The sequence below is a fragment of the Anaerotignum sp. genome (genome assembly GCF_031981185.1).
Lineage (GTDB): Bacteria > Bacillota > Clostridia > Lachnospirales > Anaerotignaceae > Chakrabartyella.
Map to the genome: position 1 here is coordinate 90,819 of NZ_DALYUL010000003.1, position 18,942 is coordinate 109,760.

The 18,942-nt window shown below is 40.1% G+C and carries 17 protein-coding genes; 5 read left to right on the forward strand and 12 right to left on the reverse strand.

The features are described 5' to 3' along the window. Positions 1-7: 7 nt before the first annotated feature. Positions 8-2,662, reverse strand: a complete 2,655-nt coding sequence (gene polA / locus RTK36_RS02410) for a DNA polymerase I (RefSeq protein WP_312043960.1) — start codon at positions 2,660-2,662, stop codon at positions 8-10. 307 nt (positions 2,663-2,969) lie between these two features. On the opposite strand from polA, the gene RTK36_RS02415 reads away from it, so the two are divergent. The 4 genes from RTK36_RS02415 to RTK36_RS02430 all read left to right on the forward strand — a co-directional run bounded on the left by RTK36_RS02415 (position 2,970) and on the right by RTK36_RS02430 (position 8,921). Further along, positions 2,970-3,977 carry an ABC transporter substrate-binding protein gene (locus tag RTK36_RS02415; RefSeq protein ID WP_312043962.1) on the forward strand — a complete coding sequence of 336 codons (1,008 nt, stop codon included), beginning with the start codon at positions 2,970-2,972 and terminating at the stop codon, positions 3,975-3,977. Between the two features lie 450 nt (positions 3,978-4,427). Beyond that, positions 4,428-5,816: a 2-isopropylmalate synthase gene (locus RTK36_RS02420; protein WP_312043964.1), complete on the forward strand. Its 1,389-nt coding sequence runs from the start codon at positions 4,428-4,430 to the stop codon at positions 5,814-5,816. Positions 5,817-5,831: 15 nt separating this feature from the next. Next, complete coding sequence (locus tag RTK36_RS02425; protein ID WP_312043966.1) at positions 5,832-7,760, forward strand: aconitate hydratase; 1,929 nt, start codon at positions 5,832-5,834, stop codon at positions 7,758-7,760. 162 nt (positions 7,761-7,922) lie between these two features. After that, positions 7,923-8,921, forward strand: coding sequence for an isocitrate/isopropylmalate dehydrogenase family protein (locus RTK36_RS02430; protein WP_312043968.1), 999 nt, complete (start codon positions 7,923-7,925; stop codon positions 8,919-8,921). 238 nt (positions 8,922-9,159) lie between these two features. On the opposite strand, the gene RTK36_RS02435 is transcribed toward RTK36_RS02430, so the two are convergent. The 11 genes from RTK36_RS02435 to RTK36_RS02485 are packed head-to-tail and all read right to left on the reverse strand — an operon-like array spanning position 9,160 to position 17,977. Continuing rightward, positions 9,160-10,536 carry a nickel-dependent hydrogenase large subunit gene (locus RTK36_RS02435; protein WP_312043971.1) on the reverse strand — a complete coding sequence of 459 codons (1,377 nt, stop codon included), beginning with the start codon at positions 10,534-10,536 and terminating at the stop codon, positions 9,160-9,162. Between the two features lie 2 nt (positions 10,537-10,538). Continuing rightward, entirely contained in the window at positions 10,539-11,435 is an 897-nt protein-coding gene (locus RTK36_RS02440; RefSeq protein WP_312043973.1) for a hydrogenase small subunit, read from the reverse strand. Between the two features lie 19 nt (positions 11,436-11,454). Then, the gene (locus tag RTK36_RS02445) at positions 11,455-11,925 is read right to left on the reverse strand and encodes a cytochrome b5 domain-containing protein (protein ID WP_312043975.1); all 471 of its coding nucleotides are present in this window, start codon (positions 11,923-11,925) and stop codon (positions 11,455-11,457) included. 37 nt (positions 11,926-11,962) lie between these two features. Next, on the reverse strand, positions 11,963-12,961 hold the full coding sequence (gene hypE / locus RTK36_RS02450; protein ID WP_312043977.1) for a hydrogenase expression/formation protein HypE: 999 nt from the start codon (positions 12,959-12,961) through the stop codon (positions 11,963-11,965). Continuing rightward, entirely contained in the window at positions 12,958-14,001 is a 1,044-nt protein-coding gene (gene hypD / locus RTK36_RS02455) for a hydrogenase formation protein HypD (protein ID WP_312043980.1), read from the reverse strand. Before hypD ends, hypE begins: the two co-directional genes overlap by 4 nt. Beyond that, positions 13,976-14,212 (reverse strand): HypC/HybG/HupF family hydrogenase formation chaperone, encoded by a 237-nt coding sequence (locus RTK36_RS02460; RefSeq protein ID WP_312043982.1) that lies wholly within the window; start codon positions 14,210-14,212, stop codon positions 13,976-13,978. Before RTK36_RS02460 ends, hypD begins: the two co-directional genes overlap by 26 nt. Beyond that, on the reverse strand, positions 14,154-16,475 hold the full coding sequence (gene hypF / locus RTK36_RS02465; RefSeq protein WP_312043984.1) for a carbamoyltransferase HypF: 2,322 nt from the start codon (positions 16,473-16,475) through the stop codon (positions 14,154-14,156). Before hypF ends, RTK36_RS02460 begins: the two co-directional genes overlap by 59 nt. Continuing rightward, on the reverse strand, positions 16,472-16,729 hold the full coding sequence (locus RTK36_RS02470; protein ID WP_312043987.1) for a hypothetical protein: 258 nt from the start codon (positions 16,727-16,729) through the stop codon (positions 16,472-16,474). Before RTK36_RS02470 ends, hypF begins: the two co-directional genes overlap by 4 nt. Further along, a complete protein-coding gene (locus RTK36_RS02475; protein ID WP_312043989.1) occupies positions 16,722-17,183 on the reverse strand; it encodes a hydrogenase maturation protease in 462 nt (153 codons plus the stop codon). Before RTK36_RS02475 ends, RTK36_RS02470 begins: the two co-directional genes overlap by 8 nt. Before the next feature lie 41 nt (positions 17,184-17,224). Continuing rightward, positions 17,225-17,533 (reverse strand): hypothetical protein, encoded by a 309-nt coding sequence (locus tag RTK36_RS02480; RefSeq protein ID WP_312043992.1) that lies wholly within the window; start codon positions 17,531-17,533, stop codon positions 17,225-17,227. A 12-nt stretch (positions 17,534-17,545) separates the two neighbouring features. Beyond that, on the reverse strand, positions 17,546-17,977 hold the full coding sequence (locus RTK36_RS02485) for a hypothetical protein (RefSeq protein ID WP_312043993.1): 432 nt from the start codon (positions 17,975-17,977) through the stop codon (positions 17,546-17,548). 468 nt (positions 17,978-18,445) lie between these two features. Here RTK36_RS02485 and RTK36_RS02490 point away from each other — a divergent pair, with 468 nt between their 5' ends. Then, a complete protein-coding gene (locus RTK36_RS02490) occupies positions 18,446-18,850 on the forward strand; it encodes a BlaI/MecI/CopY family transcriptional regulator (RefSeq protein WP_256148207.1) in 405 nt (134 codons plus the stop codon). Positions 18,851-18,942 lie beyond the last annotated feature (92 nt).

Sequence of the window (18,942 nt, forward strand, 5' to 3'; positions counted from 1 at the left end):
TCATTTATCATTTCGCCTCAAACCATGAATGTCCTTCATGCACATCTACATCCAAAGGAACGGAAAGTGCCGCCGCCTGCTCCATTTTTTCTTTCAAAATTTTAGCCACTGCATCCTTTTCCTCTTTATAGGTTTCAATCAATAGTTCATCGTGAACCTGCAAAATCAAACGGGAACGATAGCCCCCTTCTTTCAGAGCCCGATGGACTTGAACCATTGCAATCTTAATAATATCTGCTGCACTCCCCTGAATGGGCATATTCATGGCAACACGCTCCCCAAAGGAACGTTGTATAAAATTATTGCTCTGCAATTCAGGCATAGCCCTTCTTCTGTTCCAAAGGGTGGCAACATAGCCCTGTTTGGTTGCATTCTCTATGGTTTCGTTGAGATATTTTTTGATATTAGGATATTTTGCAAAATATGCCCCAATATATTGCTCTGCTTCTTTTCTGGTGATTCCCAAATCTTGACTAAGACTAAAGGAACCAATGCCATACACAATCCCAAAATTAACCGCCTTTGCATTACTTCTTTGCGAAGCTGTCACTTCCTCGAAAGGAACGTGGAACACCTGAGATGCCGTCAATCTATGAATATCTTGATCATTGCGGAATGCATTGATTAAGGTTTCGTCTCCTGCAATGTGAGCCAACACTCTTAGCTCAATTTGGGAATAATCTGCATCCAAAAAACAGTATTCTTCACTTTGGGGAATAAATACTTTTCTAAGTTCTCTACCCAATTCCAAGCGAACGGGAATATTCTGCAAATTTGGCTCAGTAGAGCTGATGCGCCCTGTGGCGGTAATAGTCTGATTAAAGGTAGAATAGATTTTCTCTGTTTTCTCATCCATTACGGCCAAAAGGCCGTCGGCATAAGTGCTTTTCAGCTTTGCCAATTGACGATAATACAATATTTTTTCCACCATTGGATGTTCGAACCTTAATTTTTCTAAAACATCGGCAGCCGTGGAGTAGCCTGTTTTTGTTTTCTTTCCACCCTTTAAACCTAATTTTTCAAAAAGAATTACCCCCAACTGTTTTGGTGAGTTCAAATTAAATTCTTCTCCCGATAGGGCAAAAATTTCTTTTGTAATCCCTTCAATACTAATTTCTAAATTCTTTTGATATTCCAATAAGGCACTTTTATCCACCTTTATGCCGTACTCTTCCATATCAGCAAGGACATATATTAAAGGCATTTCTATCTCATAATACAGCTCATGCTGGCCATTTTTCTCTAACTGCTCAGTCATCATCTTTTTTGTTTCAAAAAAAACCTTTGCTTGGGTTACAGCAAAGCCCTTCCTTTCATCCTCAGAAAGGCTAGAAAAAGCCTTTTTGCTTTTCCCCTTGCCCATAACTTCCTCACCAGAAGGCAAAATTTGATTTAAGAAAGTCTTCGCCAAATCGTCATAGGCATAAGATGTTCCCGTAGGATTTAAAATATAAGCAGCAATGGCAGTATCAAAGGAAATCTCAATGGTTTTTCCAAGCTTTGCTCGGAGCAACTTAATATCATTTTTAATATCATGACCGATTTTCACATAATCGCTGTCATTAAAAAAAGTCTCTGCAACTTGAAATAACTGTTCTACAGAAAAATTCTCTCCCACTTCAAGCCAACATCCACCAATTTTCTCTTGATACAAGGCCAGTCCTTCACATTTCCCTTCATCCATAAGAAAATGATAGGCTGTTTCCCCTTTCTCTAAAGATGCGAAAAACGCCTTAGCCATTTCAAAGGAATAAACACCCTGAAAATCCTCGGTTTGCGCTGTTTGAACCTCTTCCTTTTCAAAGCGGTTATACATACTCTTTAATTCTAAGCGCTTCACCAAATCGTAAGCTCCCGCATTGAACAGATCTCCGATTTTTGTTTGCTCTTTTTCAAATAAAATGGGCATATCCCGAATAATAGTGGCAAGAAATTTACTTAATCTTGCCTGTTCTTGAAATTCAGCCAAATTTTCCGAAGCCTTTTTGGGTTTTATCTCCAAGCTATGTGCAATGGCATTTTCCAAATCGTGATAGTCTTGAATAATTTTTACAGCAGTTTTTTCTCCAATTCCCGGCACACCGGGAATATTATCAGAAGTGTCACCCATCAAAGCTTTCACATCAATAAATTCCAAAGGTGTAACCCCATATTTTTCTATAACATCCTTTGCGTAATAATCCTCTGTTTCCGTACGCCCGCCCTTTGTTTTTGGAATACGTACCTTGAGTGTTTCACTGGCAAGCTGCAATAAATCTCTATCGCCAGAAACAACAATAGGGATAACCCCTGCTTCCTCTGCTTTTGCAGAAAGGGTCCCCAAAATATCATCCGCTTCAAAGCCTTCCATCTCATAAATTTGAATATTCATAGCCTGAAGCATTTCTTTTAAAAGGGGCATTTGCTCCCTTAGTTCGTCAGGCATGCCCTTTCTTGTCCCCTTATAGCCATCAAATTCCACATGGCGAAAAGTTGGTGCATGCAAATCAAAGGCAACCGCCAAATAATCAGGCTTATCCTCATCCATCAGTTTAAATAGAATATTTAAAAAGCCGTAAACCCCGTTGGTATGTTGGCCTTCCCTGTTAGTTAAAAGGGGCACACCATAAAACGCACGATTTACAATGCTGTTTCCATCTATCAACATTATTTTTTCAGTCATAACTGACCTCCTATATTCTTTAAAACATATTTCCTATTCCATGGAACGATCAGCCTTTACTGCCCACCACACTAGGTGGGTACATTCCAAGCACTACTGTTCCAACAATTTATTCGAAACCAGATGCTAGCAAAAAAACCAGATAAAATCTCATTTAGAAATAATTACGTATTTTACCATGCTAATTATTATACACCAATTTATTATAAAAACCTATTACAAAAACTGAAATTTTTCCTAAGGACAATTTGAATTTTCTACCTTTTTTGCATATAGTAGCAATGAAAACATCCGCAGGAGGTTACTCATGAAAAAATTCATATCTCTTTTATTAACTGGCGGGATGACCTTGTCTTTACTGGCAGGCTGTTCCTCCAAACCTGAGGCACAGGCAGAACTGACCCCCGTCAGACTTAACGAGGTTGTGCATTCTGTTTTTTATGCCCCCCAGTATGTTGCTCAAGAATTGGGCTTCTTTGAAGAAGAAGGATTGGATGTTACTGTTGCCATTGGAAATGGTGCAGATAAGTCCATGACAGCACTGCTCTCTGATTCCGCTGATATTGCTCTTTTGGGTACAGAGGCAGGCATCTACGTTTATAACGAAGGTAAGGAAAATTATCCAAAAGCTTTTCTTCAGCTCACCCAAAGAGCAGGGAATTTTCTTGTTTCCCGTACAGATGAGCCTAACTTTAAATGGGAAGATTTAAAAGGAAAATCCGTCATCGGTGGCAGACTTGGCGGTATGCCTGAAATGGTTTTAGAGTATGTTTTAAAGGAAAACGGCTTGAAATTAAATGAAGATGTTGAAATTATTAATAACATCGATTTCTCCTCCACAGCAGGGGCTTTTACTGGCAACGTTGGCGACTATACAGTGGAATTCGAGCCTGTAGCAACCACGTTGGAAAACAGTGGCAGCGGCCATATTGTTGCATCCCTAGGTGCAGCCAGCGGATATGTGCCTTACACTGTTTATATGGCAAGGGATGAATTTATGAACAGTCACCCCGAGACCATTGAAGCTTTTACAAGGGCAATCTATAAAGGACAGCTTTGGGTAAAGGAACATACTTCCGAAGAAATCGCCAAAGTAGTTTCCCCTCAATTTCCCGATTCAGATGTTGCAACCCTAACCACTATTATTGAACGTTACAAGGCTCAAGATACTTGGAAAGAAGATCCCGTTTTTTCAGAAGAGGGCTTCACCCTTATTCAAGACATTATGGAGCAAGGCGGCCAACTTACACAAAGAGTTCCCTTCACCGATTTGATCCGTACTGATTTTGCTCAAGATGCAATAAAAAAATCTTAATTAACTTTAATTTTAAAAAAACACCCCCAAATTCTATGAAACCCGCATTTTGTGCGGGTTTCATTGTTTATTGCTGTATCTTTTTAACTTCATAAAATATGTGAAGTTATCAATTTTTACAATTATCCATTTTTCTAGAAGTAGATTACACAATTGTTCCTTAACATATTTTGAGAGAAACAGATATCATGTTAGATTCCGCCTTCACGAAACATATAGATTTTTTTCATAGTTTTGATATATCACACCCCAAATATTCTTCATTTCTATTGTTTCTATTCGATCCCTCTCTCTAATTTATTGAATTTTAGGCACATTTTCTTAAATAATCCCTTTTTATATATTAAAATTATGAATTATTTTCTATTGACGAAAAAGTGATTTATTGATATATTTTATAAATAGAAAAGAACGCTTACTATCATGAAAACTAAACACAGGGGGGATTGCATGCTTTCTTTTAATAATAAAAACAATTTATTGGAACTTAGACAGTATAAATACAGTTTACAAAACGTAGAAGAACCGAACCTTTATCGTGATAACTTTAATTATGATGAAATTCCAAAGTGCACCTTCAATCATCGTTTGGTACCTATGAACCCACCTGATGAAATTTGGATGACCGACACTACTTTTCGTGATGGTCAGCAGGCAAGAACGCCTTATACCGTAGAACAAATCACCACCCTTTACGAAATGCTCAGCCGCTTAGGTGGACCTAAAGGAAAAGTGCGCCAATGTGAATTCTTCGTTTATAGCGAAACCGACCGCAAAGCAATTCGTGCTTGTCAGGAAATGGGGCTAAAATTCCCGGAAATTACAGGCTGGATTCGTGCCACTAAAGAAGACTTTAAGTTGGTAAAGGATATGAACCTTCAGGAATGCGGAATTCTGGTTAGCTGCTCTGATTATCATATTTTCCATAAACTACATAAAACAAGAGAACAAGCTTTACATGATTACTTGGAGATTGTCAAGGCAGCTTTAGACTACGGCATTCGTCCCCGCTGTCATTTTGAGGACGTAACAAGGGCAGACTACTATGGTTTTGTGGTTCCTTTTGCCACAGAATTGAAAAAGCTGATGGATCAATATCAGATTCCTGTAAAAATTCGATTCTGTGATACTATGGGTTATGGCGTTCCCTACCCCGGTGCAACCCTTCCCCGAAGTGTTGCGGGTATTATTTACGGCATTAATCACTTCGCTCAGTTCCCTAGTGAGCTAATTGAGTGGCATGGTCATAACGATTTCTATAAAGCCGTTGTAAATGCCACAACTGCTTGGCTTTACGGTGCAAGTTCCATCAATTGTTCCCTTTTGGGTATTGGTGAAAGAACAGGAAATACTCCATTGGAGGCTATGGTAATTGAATATGCGCAGATGCGCGGAACATTGGATGGTATGGACCCTACCGTGATTACCGAAATTGCCGAATATTATGAATCCGATTTGGGTTATCCAATTCCAGATAGAACGCCCTTTGTGGGCAGAGATTTTAACGTAACCCGAGCAGGCATTCATGCAGATGGCATGGCAAAGGATGAAGAAATCTACAATATCTTTAATACTGCAAAGATTTTAAACCGCCCAATAGGCGTTGAAATTAATAAGAACTCAGGATCCGCAGGTATTGCATATTGGTTAAATCAATACCTTAGTTTGAAAGATGAAGAAGCGATTCATAAAAACTCTCCAGAAGCAACAACTTTATTAAACTGGGTAGATGGCCTTTATGCAGATGGCCGTGTTACCTTTATCAGTAAAGAAGAATTGATTGAGGCGATGAAAACCCTTACACCTCATCTATTAGCATTAAAAAAGAAGAAGAAATAAGGAGGAACCAACCATATGAACCTAACCGAAAAGCTCATCAGCACCCATCTGATTAGCGGTAACATGATTTCAGGAAAAGAAATTGCTATTAAAATCGACCAAACTTTAACACAGGATTCCACAGGAACCATGGCTTACTTGCAGTTTGAAGCAATGGGTATTCCTAGGGTAAAAACAGAACGCTCCGTTGCCTACATTGACCACAATACTTTGCAGACAGGCTTTGAAAATGCCGATGATCACAAGTATATTCAAACCGTAGCAAATAAACATGGTATTTATTTTTCAAAACCGGGTAATGGTATTTGCCATCAGGTTCATTTGGAGCGTTTTGGCAAACCCGGTAAAACCCTTTTGGGCTCCGACAGTCATACCCCTACAGGCGGCGGCATTGGTATGCTTGCTATTGGTGCAGGTGGCCTTGATGTTGCAGTAGCCATGGGTGGCGGTGCTTACTACTTAGCTATGCCTAAGGTTTGCCGTGTGAATTTAGTTGGTTCGCTACAGCCTTGGGTCACTGCGAAAGATGTCATTTTGGAAGTGCTTCGTCTTCTTTCTGTAAAGGGCGGCGTTGGCAAGGTGATGGAATACAGCGGCGAGGGTGTAAAAAGCTTGAGTGTTCCCCAAAGAGCAACCATTACAAACATGGGTGCAGAGTTGGGTGCAACCACTTCCGTTTTCCCCAGTGACGAAGTGACAAAAACCTTCTTAAAAGCACAGGGACGTGAAGAAGATTGGATCGAGCTTTCCGCTGACGCTGATGCTACATATGACGAGGAAATCACCGTTGATTTAAACAAAATTGTTCCTTTGGTGGCTTGTCCACACAGCCCCGATAATATCAAAAGAGTAAAAGAAATTGAAGGCTTGGCAGTAGATCAGGTTGCCATCGGTAGCTGTACAAATTCTTCTTATACAGATATGATGACCGTTGCCGCTCTGTTGAAAGATAAAACTGTAGACCCTAATGTAAGTTTGGTTATTGCACCCGGTTCTAAGCAGGTAATGAATATGCTGGCGGCAAATGGCGGCCTTGCAGATATTATTTCTGCCGGTGCTCGTATTTTGGAATGCGGCTGTGGCCCTTGCATCGGTATGGGACAAGCTCCCGCTACCAATGCAGTATCGTTAAGAACCATCAACCGTAACTTTGAAGGAAGAAGCGGAACAAAATCGGCACAGGTTTATATTGTAAGCCCAGAAACAGCCGTTGCCAGTGCCCTTACAGGAAAGCTGACCGATCCCAACTCTCTGGGTGAAGCACCTTTCATTTCCATGCCTGAGCACTTCTTGGTAAATGATAATTTAATTATTCCACCCTCCCCCGAAGGGGAGATGGTCAACGTGGTAAGAGGGCCAAATATTCAGCCCTTCCCCAAAAACATAAAAGTTCCCAAGGATATTCGTGGTGGCGCTTTGATTAAAGTAGATGATAATATTACCACCGATCATATTATGCCTTCCAACGCGAAACTGCTCCCTTATCGCTCTAATGTGCCTTTTTTGGCAGATTACTGCTTAACACCCTGTGACCCCAAATTTCCCGCTCGTGCCAAGGCGGCAGGTGGCGGTTTCATTGTGGCAGGTCAAAACTATGGTCAGGGAAGTAGCCGTGAACATGCAGCATTGGCACCGCTACAATTGGGTGTAAAGGCCGTTCTTGCAAAATCCTTTGCAAGAATCCATATGGCGAACCTGATTAATAACGGCATTTTGCCCTTGGTTTTTGCTAACGAATGGGATTATGATTCCATTCAACTGGGGGATGAATTCATCATTAAATATGCAGCAGATCAAATCAAAGGTGCTGTAGACGGTCAGGATGTTATTGTGACCCATGTACGTAAAGGCGAAGAAATTGCAACTCGTTTGAATATTTCTGCAAGACAAAGAGATATTCTCTTGGCTGGCGGTCTTTTAAACTATACAAAGGAATCAAACTGAGAGAAGAACGTTATTTGTTTTAAAAGAATCTGAAATTTGTTTTTTCATCAGCGGGAATTGCCAAAAAAGCAATATTAAAGTCAAACTCCCTTGAGGACTTGACTTTAATATTGCTTAAAAGGGCAGTTTCTAAACCCTTATTATTGCAGGAGGAAAGAAAAAATGGCACATCATGTTACTTTAATCCCAGGTGACGGCAGCGGGCCCGAGGTTATTGCTGCGGCTAAAAAGGTTGTGGAAGCAACAGGCGTTGAAATACAGTGGGAAGAAGCCCATGCCGGTGCGGCGATGATCGAAAAATATGGAACACCCCTTCCCGATGAAACCATTGCTTCCATTCGTAAAACGGGAATTGCATTAAAAGGACCCGTTGCCACCCCAGTTGGCACAGGATTTCGCAGTGTAAATGTTGCAATGAGGAAAACTTTTGATTTATACGCAAACGTTCGCCCCGCAAAAACCTATCCAGGCGTTATTACAAAGTTTGAAAATATTGATTTGGTTATCGTGCGGGAAAATACTGAGGATCTCTATGCCGGAATTGAACGTATGGTAGACAACGATACGGCAGAAAGCATCAAGCTCTTTACTAGAAAGGGCTGTGAACGTATTATTCGTTATGCCTTCGAGTATGCCGTTAGAGAAGGCAGAAAAAAAGTAACCGCCGTTCATAAAGCAAATATTATGAAATGTACTGATGGTATGTTTCTTGATATTGCCAGAGAAATTGCCAAAGAATACCCTCAGATTCAGTTTAACGACAGTATTGTGGATGCCATGTGCATGCGCTTGGTAATGCATCCCGAGGATTATGATGTGTTAGTTTGTCCCAACCTTTATGGGGACATCGTTTCCGACCTTTGTGCCGGCTTGGTTGGCGGACTAGGGTTAACCCCTAGTGCGAATATCGGTGTAGATGGCGCAATTTTTGAACCCATTCACGGTTCTGCACCCGACATTGCCGGACAGCACAAAATCAACCCCACCGCGGCAATTCTTTCCGCTTCTCTTATGCTTGCTCATTTGGGCGAGGGCAAAGCGGCGGCAAGTATTGAAAAAGCAGTGGAAAAAGTTATTGGTGAGGGCAAGGTTCTCACTGTTGATATGGGAGGAACCGCTTCTACAGAAGAATTTGCAGATGCAGTGATTTCTGCATTGTAAATTATGCAGTCCCATTCATAAGGAGTTGCCACATAGTAGAAAAAGACTGGATAAAAGCGTTATTTCGCGCTTTACCAGTCTTTTTTGTTGGGTTAAATAACAATAATCTACTATTGAATGAAAGAATTATGCTTTCTCCAAGAAGCCAATGCAGGATTTTAAAGGCAACAATGCAATCTGAACGATAAAAGCATTTTATGTAGTCTATTTCTTGTCCTTTATAAACTTTCCAATCTTGCTATACAACTCGAATGATATTTCCCGGATTGCTTTCCGAAAAAACATGGGTAGCACAGGAAACACAAGGATCGAAGGAACGTATAATTCTGCCGATTTCAACGGGGGCATCCACTGAACTGACATGGGTTCCTATGATTGCCTGCTCACCAGTACCCTTTATATCTCCCGTTTGCGTGGATAAATTCCAAGCAGATGGCGTTATAATTTGATAAAACGCTATTTTTTTATTTTCAATTACCAGCCAATGACCAAGTGCCCCTCTGGTTGTGTCAATCAACCCCCTACCCATGGCATTATCTGGCACCCGATACTCCTCTTGCATCGGAACATCAGGGATTAAATTTCGAATCAATTCCTTCATAATTTGAACTATTTTTTTTGCTTCTAGCACTCTGGCTATGGTTCTATCCATTGCCGATATGCCATTTCTGTATTCTCCGCTTAGCCATTGCCTTGCCAAAGGTCCCACTTCAAAAGGTAAATCATTGTATCTTGTGGCTTTAATCCATGAATACGCCTTTTCCTTCTGAAAATCAGGTTGATCATTTTCGTTAAACCAAGAAAAATCATTTTCCTGAGATATTTCATCTGGGTGAAAGGGTGTTATAATGTTATTTGAATACACAAGAGGATCTACATATAAAGTGCCCAATTCCCTATAATGGTCAAAACATCCATAACTCAACAAATTGCCATACCCTTTACCCATATAATAATATTCAGAATAGTACTGCCCAATTTTATATACATCAGGAATCATTTTATCTTCGATAAACTCCTCAATGCCATCAAGAATGGATGTAATAGCAATAATCTTACTCACGGTGACTGGAGAAGTGATCCCCCCTACAAAAATGCCATGGTTATGGGGCGCCTTTCCTCCTAATATTGCCAACATTTGATGGGCGTTACGGCTGAATTCAAGGGAAGCAAAATAATCCTCTACCATACGGTCATTAATTTCCTTTGGAAGGCGGTAATCATTATGATCCGTCTTGAATAACGGGTAGTTTTCAGGTAGTTTTACAAAATCAGGTAGTGTATATTGATAGAAATGTCTTAAGTGGTTTTGAAGAAACTCGCAGGCATGAACAATATCCCGCAGATACCGCCCCTGCTCAGAAGGCACAAAATTCATGGAGCTCTCCAAGGCTAGTGTGGCCGCAACAGAATGAGCCGTGGAGCAAATGCCACATATTCTTTGGGTAAAGTAAACCGCATCAAAGGGATCTCTACCCATTAACATTTTTTCAAACCCACGAAACATCAATCCTTTGGTTTTTGCGTCTACCACCACATTATTTTCAACCTCTGCATCAATTTCCATAAAACCGCTAATGCGTGTTACGGGGTTTATCGTTATTCTTTCCGCCAAGCTTACTCCCCCCTCGTTGATCTATAGGTTATAAACGGTTCCATGGCATCGGGAAAACCAAATTGGGCACAACCAATGCAAGGAGAATCATCTTCAACAGGCCAATTCACATGGCCATTCCACTGCCTAATGGGGCAATCAATTTGTGTTACTGGGCCGCGGCAACCCATTCTATACATACAAGTTTTTTCCCCGAGCTTGCTTGCAAATATCCCTTGGTCAAAATAAGACCTTCTGGGACATCTGTCATGAATGGTAGTGCTGTAAAACATCAACGGCCGATTTCTGCTATCCAAAGGCGGCTCTCCATATAGCATAATATAAGCAAGGGTCCCCATAAACCAATCAGGGTGGCATGGACATCCAGGCAGCTGGATCACCTTTCTTTGCAAAACCTGGTGCACACCTACGCAGCCAGTTGGATTAGGCCTTGCTGTCGATATTCCCCCGTGGGAGGCACATGCACCCACAGCAATCACATACGCAGCATTTTCCCCCAGTCGTTTCACTGCATCCAATCCTGTTATCAATTGTCCATCATGCCGCCCTATCATATTATAAATACCATCATCTTTTAGAGAAACCGCTCCTTCTACCGCAAGAATATAATCAGAACCAATCGCACCAAACAACTCATCCATTGCCTCAGTTCCCTCTGCGGCAAGCAAGCTATTGCTATAAATCATATTCGCCATTTCTGTGAGTAGATACTGAAAATCTGGATTTTGACCATTCAGCAATGAAATAATATTGCCAGCGCATCCATTCAATTCAAGCCATAAAAGGTTAGATTTTTTTATATTATTATTTTTAATTTCATCATTCGCCCTTGCAACCAGTTTTGCTGTGGATTGTAGTTTACTTTCCTGATAAGGGCACCGAAAACTTTCTGTTCCCAATTTATCACCAACTTTACATTTAGGATAAATAACCAACGATGGGCAGTGATTCTAAAAAAATAGGATCTCCGTGGCAGGAATAAAATTCCTTTGTCAAATCCTTTCCCGCCCTAAGACCAAAATGTATCCCTGACGCCCAACCTACACGACTTGTTACATCATATACAAACCCGTTGACAGCCACATATGCAGGATGGCCATCTCTTCCATCATTCACCGCCAATTCTTCCAACGTGAAAAGTCTTGTATTATTTGGTTCGTTTTCCTCCGGAGGATTTACTGGTGGGCTTGGAATAGCGCTCTCTTCTGCGACTAGTTCTTTTGATACTTTATACTTTTGCAATTTTCCATTCAAAATCATGGCTTCTCTATTTAAACGTTCTAATACCTGTTGGACATCCTTATTTTTATTCATATAGAGTTCGTCTATATCTGCATTTATTTGCCCCATGCTTTTACGAATCGACTCAATCAATAAATCCAAATCCATGAAAACACTCCTCACATATACCCATTCCTATGGTTAATCAACAAATTCTTGGCACTGTCTGGCTCTCTAAACTTGGTAGCACTCGCTTCCCACCAATCTTTGTCTGCATATAAACTAATTTTTGTCTATCTGCGGTAAAGCAACCAATCATCTTCGCTTCTCTACAACCGCATAGCTCCTCTAATAGTTGCAAAATCTTACTTCCATAACCCTTTTTCACTACAAAAATCATCCTGCCCTCACAGGCAAGATACAGTGGATCAATACCCAAAATTGCATTTACAGCCTTGACTTGAGGATGAATTGGTATGTTATCCTCAAGAAGCTCCACATTGAAACCGGCATAATCAGCTATTTCATTCAAAACTGTCGCTATACCTCCCCTTGTGGGGTCTTTCATTCGTTTTATGTAGGGTAACATCATCTCTAAGTCAGAAATGAGATGACTTAAAGCACTACAGTCACTCAAAATATTGGTTTCAATTGCAAGATCGTAGCGATCAAGCAATATGGCAGTGCCATGTTCTGCAATGGTACCAGTTATAATAATCTCATCACCCGGTTCAATATCTTGGGGAGAATAGTGCTCAGACACAACACCAATTCCTGAGGTATTAATAAATAGACCGTCAGCACTTCCTTTTTCAACAACCTTGGTATCTCCCGTAACAATTCTAATGCCATTATCTTTGCAGACCTCACCCATTGAGCTAGCAATTTGACACAGTGCTTCGATATCAAATCCCTCTTCAATAATGAAACCGGCACTGATATAAAGGGGTTTTGCCCCCGCTGTTGCAAGGTCATTTAACGTGCCGCAAATTGCTAACTTACCAATGTCACCACCTCGAAAAAACAGGGGCTGAACCACAAAGCTATCAGTAGTATAGGCAAGCTTTGAAGCATGCGTATTAAAAACAAAAGAATCACTTAGTACATCTTCTGCTTCTCCATAGTTTTTCAAAAATATTTGACGAATCAGCTCATTTGTTTTTGCGCCACCATCACCATGATATAATTTAATTTTGTTTATCAAAAGTTTATCCTCCCGTATTTATAATGGGCTGAGCAAGCCCCTTCTGAAGATATCATACAAGGCCCCAAGGGATTTTCAGGTGTGCATCTTAGCCCAAATTGAATACACTCATAAGGAGCCTTTCGGCCGAGGATGATTTCTCTGCATTGGCAAACAGAGGGTTTTAAAGTTATTTCCTCCGAAATAGAAAATCTTTTTTTTGCGTCCAATCTTTGGTATTTTTGTTTTAGCACCAATGCTGAATCCGCAACCTCTCCAATACCACGCCAATATCCATCCTCTGTTTGAAAAATTTCATTTATAAATTCCTTAGCCAATGGGTTACCTTGGTTGCGAACACAACGGGGATATAAATTTAAAAAGGAAACGGGACGTCTTCCCTCAATTTGATCTAAAAGGCCATAAATTCCTTTTTTCATATCCTCAGCCTCAAATCCACAAACCACGGCAGGAAGATTATACTCCTCTGTTACAAAACCAAAGGCATCACCTCCCAAAACTGATGCAACATGACCGGGGCAAATGAGTCCATCTATCTTAGACTCTTCATCCTTCAGAATAAAACGGAGAATCGGTTCCATACGTTTTAGCGCAGTTAGAAAAAACAGATTCTCTATCCCTTGCTCAAATACATTTTTAATTGTGGCCCCAATTATCGGCGCCGTTGTTTCAAAACCCACTGCCAAAAAAACCACAGTTTTCTTGGGATATTTCTGTGCTAGTGTGATTGCATCCTCGGGAGAATAAACAGTAAAAATCGAATCTTTCTTTTTTATTTCAGAAAGACTGAACTTGGTTCCTTTGACTTTCAACATGTCACCAAAGGTTGCTAAAATCACATTTTCTTGTGAAAGCAATGCAATTGCCCCATCAATATAGCTTTCATGGGTAACACAAACAGGGCAGCCAGGGCCAGACAATAACTTTACGTAATCCGGCAGTAAATATCGAATGCCCGATTTTGCAATAGCCTGTGTATGGGTACCACAAACCTCCATAATCCGTACTGTTTTTTCATGCTTCTGATCCATTTTCATCATCGTTTATCATCTCATTTAGTATGGTATTTAAAAATGTATACTCCCCTTGGTCAATCTTTTCAATGGCAAAGCCTGCGTGTAATAATACAAAATCCCCTGCCATAGGATTTTCGATGAGCTGAACATTAATTGTCTGCCCAACGCCCATGGTTTCAACGTTGGCATACTTTCCATTCACCGAAATAATTTTTGTTGGAACTGCCAGACACATAAGCCCTCTCCTCCAGAATGGAGGCCGCCACAGCTGCCTGACCAAAAGACAGACCTCCATCATTTAGTGGTACTTTCTGATTATAAAAAACTTGAAAATCCATCGCTTTCAGTCCAGTAATAACTTTCTTTAAGAGGTATGTATTTTCAAAAACGCCTCCCCCTAAAAAAACGTTGTCCAATAGATATTCTTCTCTTATTCTGCATGCACAGTCTATGGTTGCTTTAGAAATTGTATTGTGAAATTTTGAAGATATGACAGAAATAGGCTCATGTTTTCTCAAATCCTCCAATACACTCTCCAAAATACTTTGATAGCCCAATATGAAAGTCCCCGCCCTCTCAGATATGGTAAAACGGTATGTTCCGGTTATGCTGCTATCCACCAAACTTTCCAGCTCTATGGCTGCCTGCGCTTCATAGGAAATGCGGCTGCATCCCAATAATACAGCGGCAACACAATCAAATAATCTGCCCATACTTGAGGATTGATAGCAATTCACCTTTTTCTCCAATGCTTTTTCCACAACCTGTACTTGTACCTTGTCTAAGTTGGGAAAAAAAGGCTCAATACTTTCGTGAATTGCATCAAAATAAGATAAGGCACATTTCCAAGGTTCCTCTATGGCAGAATCTCCACCCTGCAACGTTACATATTCCAAATGTCCCACTCTTTTGAATTGTGATCTGCTTCCTATGAAAAATTCCCCGCCCCATATAGCACCGTCTTCACCCATGCCGGTGCCGTCAAATATAATACCGATACCTTCATCATAAAAATTGTTCTCCGCCATACATGCCACCATGTGGGCATGATGATGTTGAACAGCTATGGTTGTGATTTCCTGTCTCTTTGCATATTGTGTTGAAAAATAATTGGGGTGTAAATCATGAGCAATGGCTTGAGGAGCTGCCTTTAAAAGTCTAGATAGTCTATCTAGCACCAAAGTATATTCCTTACAAGCCTCCAGATAATGAAGCTCGCCCATATATTGACTGATGTGCGCCAGCTGATTATGAACAAAACAAAGGGAAGCTTTTTGATTTCCCCCAACAGCTAATAATTCATTGGGGGCATTTAACGGCAAAGCCACAGGCGCATACCCTCTGCCACAACGGCTTAGTAACACATCGTCATTGATAACTTTAACTACAGAGTCATCAATGGGCGTCATGATTTCACGGTTATGTATGAGAAAATAATCAGCCACATCGCTCAATTTCTCCAATGCATCTTCGTCTTTATAACATATGGGCATTCCGCTGATATTCCCGCTGGTCATAATCAAATACTTTAGGTTCTCATCAAATAAAAGATAATGCAAAGGGGTATAGGGAAGCATTACACCATAATGAGATAGCTTCGGTGCAATATTATCTGGGAGAAAGGTGGTGGGGTCTTTCTTTAGTAAAACAATGGGGCGCTTGTTATTGGAAATTGTTTCTTTTTCCTTGGGATTTACAAAACAAATTTTCATTGCATCCTCAAGTTTGCACGTCATCATTGCAAAAGGCTTATGGGGGCGGTTTTTCCTCCTGCGTAAGGTTGCCACGGCAGTTTCATTTTCTGCATTACAAACAAGGTGATACCCTCCAATTCCTTTGATGGCTAAGATTTTCCCATCTTTTAAAAGCTGTTTCCCCATTTCAATTGGGGTTTCGCATTCAATTTGTTCACCATTTCCATGCAATAAGATATACCTGGGCCCACAAACTGGACAAGCATTGGGTTGGGCATGAAATCTCCGATTCTCAGGATTTTCATATTCTTCATTACAGTCCTCACACATGGTAAAAGTCCCCATGGTTGTATTCCTTCGGTCATAAGGCAGATCTTTTATAATGGAATATCTCGGCCCGCAATTTGTGCAATTTGTAAACGCATAAGCAAACCGCCTATCATGGTGATTTAGAATATCATCTAAACAGTCCTGACATATAGCTAAATCAGGCAAAAGACAGCCTTGTATCTTTTCGTCCTCTGCACTATGTAAAATTTTAAAATCCTGAAAATGGAGCTTTGGGTGAAATGAAATATCTATATGATGGAGCACTGCATTGGGCGGGGAATTGTTGGTCAATTCATTTAAAAAACCATCCATTGCCTCTGGCTCCCCCGAAAGCACAATAACCACAGAGGCGCCTTTATTTTTCACAAAGCCGGTAAGTTGGAAGGCATTGGCTGTTTTATAGAGAAATGGGCGCATACCCACCCCCTGCACAATTCCATGAATTTGTATCATAAGACTTTGAGGCTCGCTCATTCCTTTTTTTCACCATCAATCTGTTCAATGGTTGCAGTCAATGGTTCAATTTCTTTTTTATCCACTACAATATTTGTCCATTCCCCAATAAGTTTGCTTTTTCTATCAGCAAAGTGCTCGCGGATACTTTTTTCGCTGATATGACTATGGGTATGTACCGTAATAACCAGCTTAGTAATTCTTTCGATCGCATTTTCTTTGCATAAGCCCCCGATGGATTCATACAAATTTTGATTTAAAAAAGTATCATGCATAATTAATATCCTCCAATATGATTTTTGATATGTTCTTTTCCACTTCTAAGCAGATATCTTGAAACCGCTCCTGCAAAACGGGGCTAAGCCCTTCTCCAAAGCCTACCTCCCCAATTTCAACACCAATCAAATAGCCTTTCCATTTACAATGATAAAGACGCATCATATCAATCACGCTCATATCATGCTGCATGGGGGACCCTGAAGATTTAGCTATTGCTTCCTCAAGGCTAAGAATATGAATGGTTCCCGGCTGCCCTCCTTCATAAAATGCATCCAGTATGAACACATAATCCTCTTGGTGAATGGAAAAAAAGGTACTTTGACAATCCGTTTCCCCAATCATCACCTCAACATTTAGCTTTTTCAGACTCTCTTCCAAATGCTCTGCAACCTCAATGGCAATTCCATCATCCTTCATAAATCGATTCCCAATGGCGACTAATTTTATCATGACCCAACCCCATTTTTAGACTGTATCCCTAGATTGACATACTACCTGCCTGCATTACGAAGACCTAAATCCTTACGGGGAACTCCCCTCAAATTTTTGACAACTGCAATTAGCATCCACACAAAAAAACCACACACAACAACCGTGATACCCAACAAAGTTGCGTCCATGGAAATTTCTAAAAACGCTCCTCCCTCCGTGAGATAGGCAACTACATGGTCTACGAACCACATCAGCGTTGCCCCCCAGTATATCAAGCAAAGGGTGCTTAACTGAAATTTGTCCTCGGACATGCCGCGCCAAACAATTGTGGTTAAAATCGCCGCCAGCGCCGTAATGATAAAATACATAGAATCCCTCCCTTAATTTCTCTCATATTCTTTCTGCACAGTTTGTTTTAATTTGTTTTCCAAAACATAAACCATAACCACCCAAACCAACGTCACAAATACCGCCATGGAAGTCCCGATGGTTGCCATTTCGTGGAGCATAATTGGTATTTCACTGGGATTGTTCATAGCCGTTAAAAATGGCGGCCACAAGACAACCTCATCATGCCAAATATGTTCGATGGCCAATAAAAAAACGCCACCCCATAATAGCTGATTCAACCAACTCAACTTTTGCTCCCAATCAAGCTTTGTTTGGTCTAATTTCTCTGATTCTGCACTTAAAAATGCAGCGCCCTCTGACTCTACATTTTCCAAAGCTAAGCTCTCTTTCTTCTTTTTGACAACTTTTTTGACGATTGATACCACGATGGCCTCCGCCATTGGTACAACAAAACATCCCATAATAGCCCTCCTTTTGTTAGTAAGCTTATCCTAAATACATCCTATGCTTGTTTTAGTTTTTTATTACCAATGAAATACATGCATTTTAAAAGCATCCTTACAAATGCGCTATAAAAACCAAGAGCTTTATCCATTATTGTTTGTGTTTGTTATTAGACGGGTAAGATAAGAACATTTTTGTATAAAGAAATGCTTAACAAATAAGTAGGAAAGAACACTTTTCAAAAGGTTTCTGAAAGAAAAAAATACTTAACTATTATTGAAATATTGTTATAAAAAACAAATGATGATAGGGCTTTTAAATAAATCTTTAGAATGATAATGATTTCCATTTTTTACCACATAAATATAATATAATTTATAAAATGACTATATTCTTCAATAAACAAAAATATAATTGACGTATTGACTGTTTTATTGTAAGGCGATATAATTGTATAAAGTCACACTTTGAAGAGGTAATAAATTATGAATAAATCCATCTCACTAACAAAAAATGAGCAAGAGATTATGGATCTTTTATGGAAAGAGAACAAACCTTTATCTCGTTCTGATATCATTAATTTGTCAACAGAACGTTCATGGAAAGCCAGCTCTATTCATATTTTGCTAAATCAGCTTTTAGAAAAAGGAGCAATCTGTGTAAATGGGTTTGTAAAAACCGGTAAAAATTATGGAAGAACCTTTTCACCAGCGTTTACCGAAGAGGAATATCACGTTATGCAATTTCAGAGCAGCGGCTGTTATCAACAATCAAAAGCAGCTTCTCTGGTTGATTTTGTTTCTGCATTTATTCAGGATGAGGAGATTGATCGCAACACCATTGACCGCTTAGAGGCCTTGTTGGATGAAAAAAGAAAGGGATTGAAATGAGTTTATCCGTATTTTCATTTCTTATGGCCGTTCTTTGGTGTAATATTTTATTGTTTGCCTTTGATCGAAGGACTTGTTTATGTTTTTGAGAG

Excerpts from the sequence above, each read along its gene's own strand:
- polA (WP_312043960.1), bottom strand. The coding sequence starts at position 2,662 with ATGACTGAAAAAATAATGTTGATAGATGGAAACAGCATTGTAAATCGT.
- RTK36_RS02415 (WP_312043962.1), top strand. The coding sequence starts at position 2,970 with ATGAAAAAATTCATATCTCTTTTATTAACTGGCGGGATGACCTTGTCT.
- RTK36_RS02420 (WP_312043964.1), top strand. The coding sequence starts at position 4,428 with ATGCTTTCTTTTAATAATAAAAACAATTTATTGGAACTTAGACAGTAT.
- RTK36_RS02425 (WP_312043966.1), top strand. The coding sequence starts at position 5,832 with ATGAACCTAACCGAAAAGCTCATCAGCACCCATCTGATTAGCGGTAAC.
- RTK36_RS02430 (WP_312043968.1), top strand. The coding sequence starts at position 7,923 with ATGGCACATCATGTTACTTTAATCCCAGGTGACGGCAGCGGGCCCGAG.
- RTK36_RS02445 (WP_312043975.1), bottom strand. The coding sequence starts at position 11,925 with ATGGATTTGGATTTATTGATTGAGTCGATTCGTAAAAGCATGGGGCAA.
- hypD (WP_312043980.1), bottom strand. The coding sequence starts at position 14,001 with ATGATGAAAATGGATCAGAAGCATGAAAAAACAGTACGGATTATGGAG.
- RTK36_RS02460 (WP_312043982.1), bottom strand. The coding sequence starts at position 14,212 with ATGTGTCTGGCAGTTCCAACAAAAATTATTTCGGTGAATGGAAAGTAT.
- hypF (WP_312043984.1), bottom strand. The coding sequence starts at position 16,475 with ATGAGCGAGCCTCAAAGTCTTATGATACAAATTCATGGAATTGTGCAG.
- RTK36_RS02470 (WP_312043987.1), bottom strand. The coding sequence starts at position 16,729 with ATGCATGATACTTTTTTAAATCAAAATTTGTATGAATCCATCGGGGGC.
- RTK36_RS02475 (WP_312043989.1), bottom strand. The coding sequence starts at position 17,183 with ATGATAAAATTAGTCGCCATTGGGAATCGATTTATGAAGGATGATGGA.
- RTK36_RS02480 (WP_312043992.1), bottom strand. The coding sequence starts at position 17,533 with ATGTATTTTATCATTACGGCGCTGGCGGCGATTTTAACCACAATTGTT.
- RTK36_RS02485 (WP_312043993.1), bottom strand. The coding sequence starts at position 17,977 with ATGGGATGTTTTGTTGTACCAATGGCGGAGGCCATCGTGGTATCAATC.
- RTK36_RS02490 (WP_256148207.1), top strand. The coding sequence starts at position 18,446 with ATGAATAAATCCATCTCACTAACAAAAAATGAGCAAGAGATTATGGAT.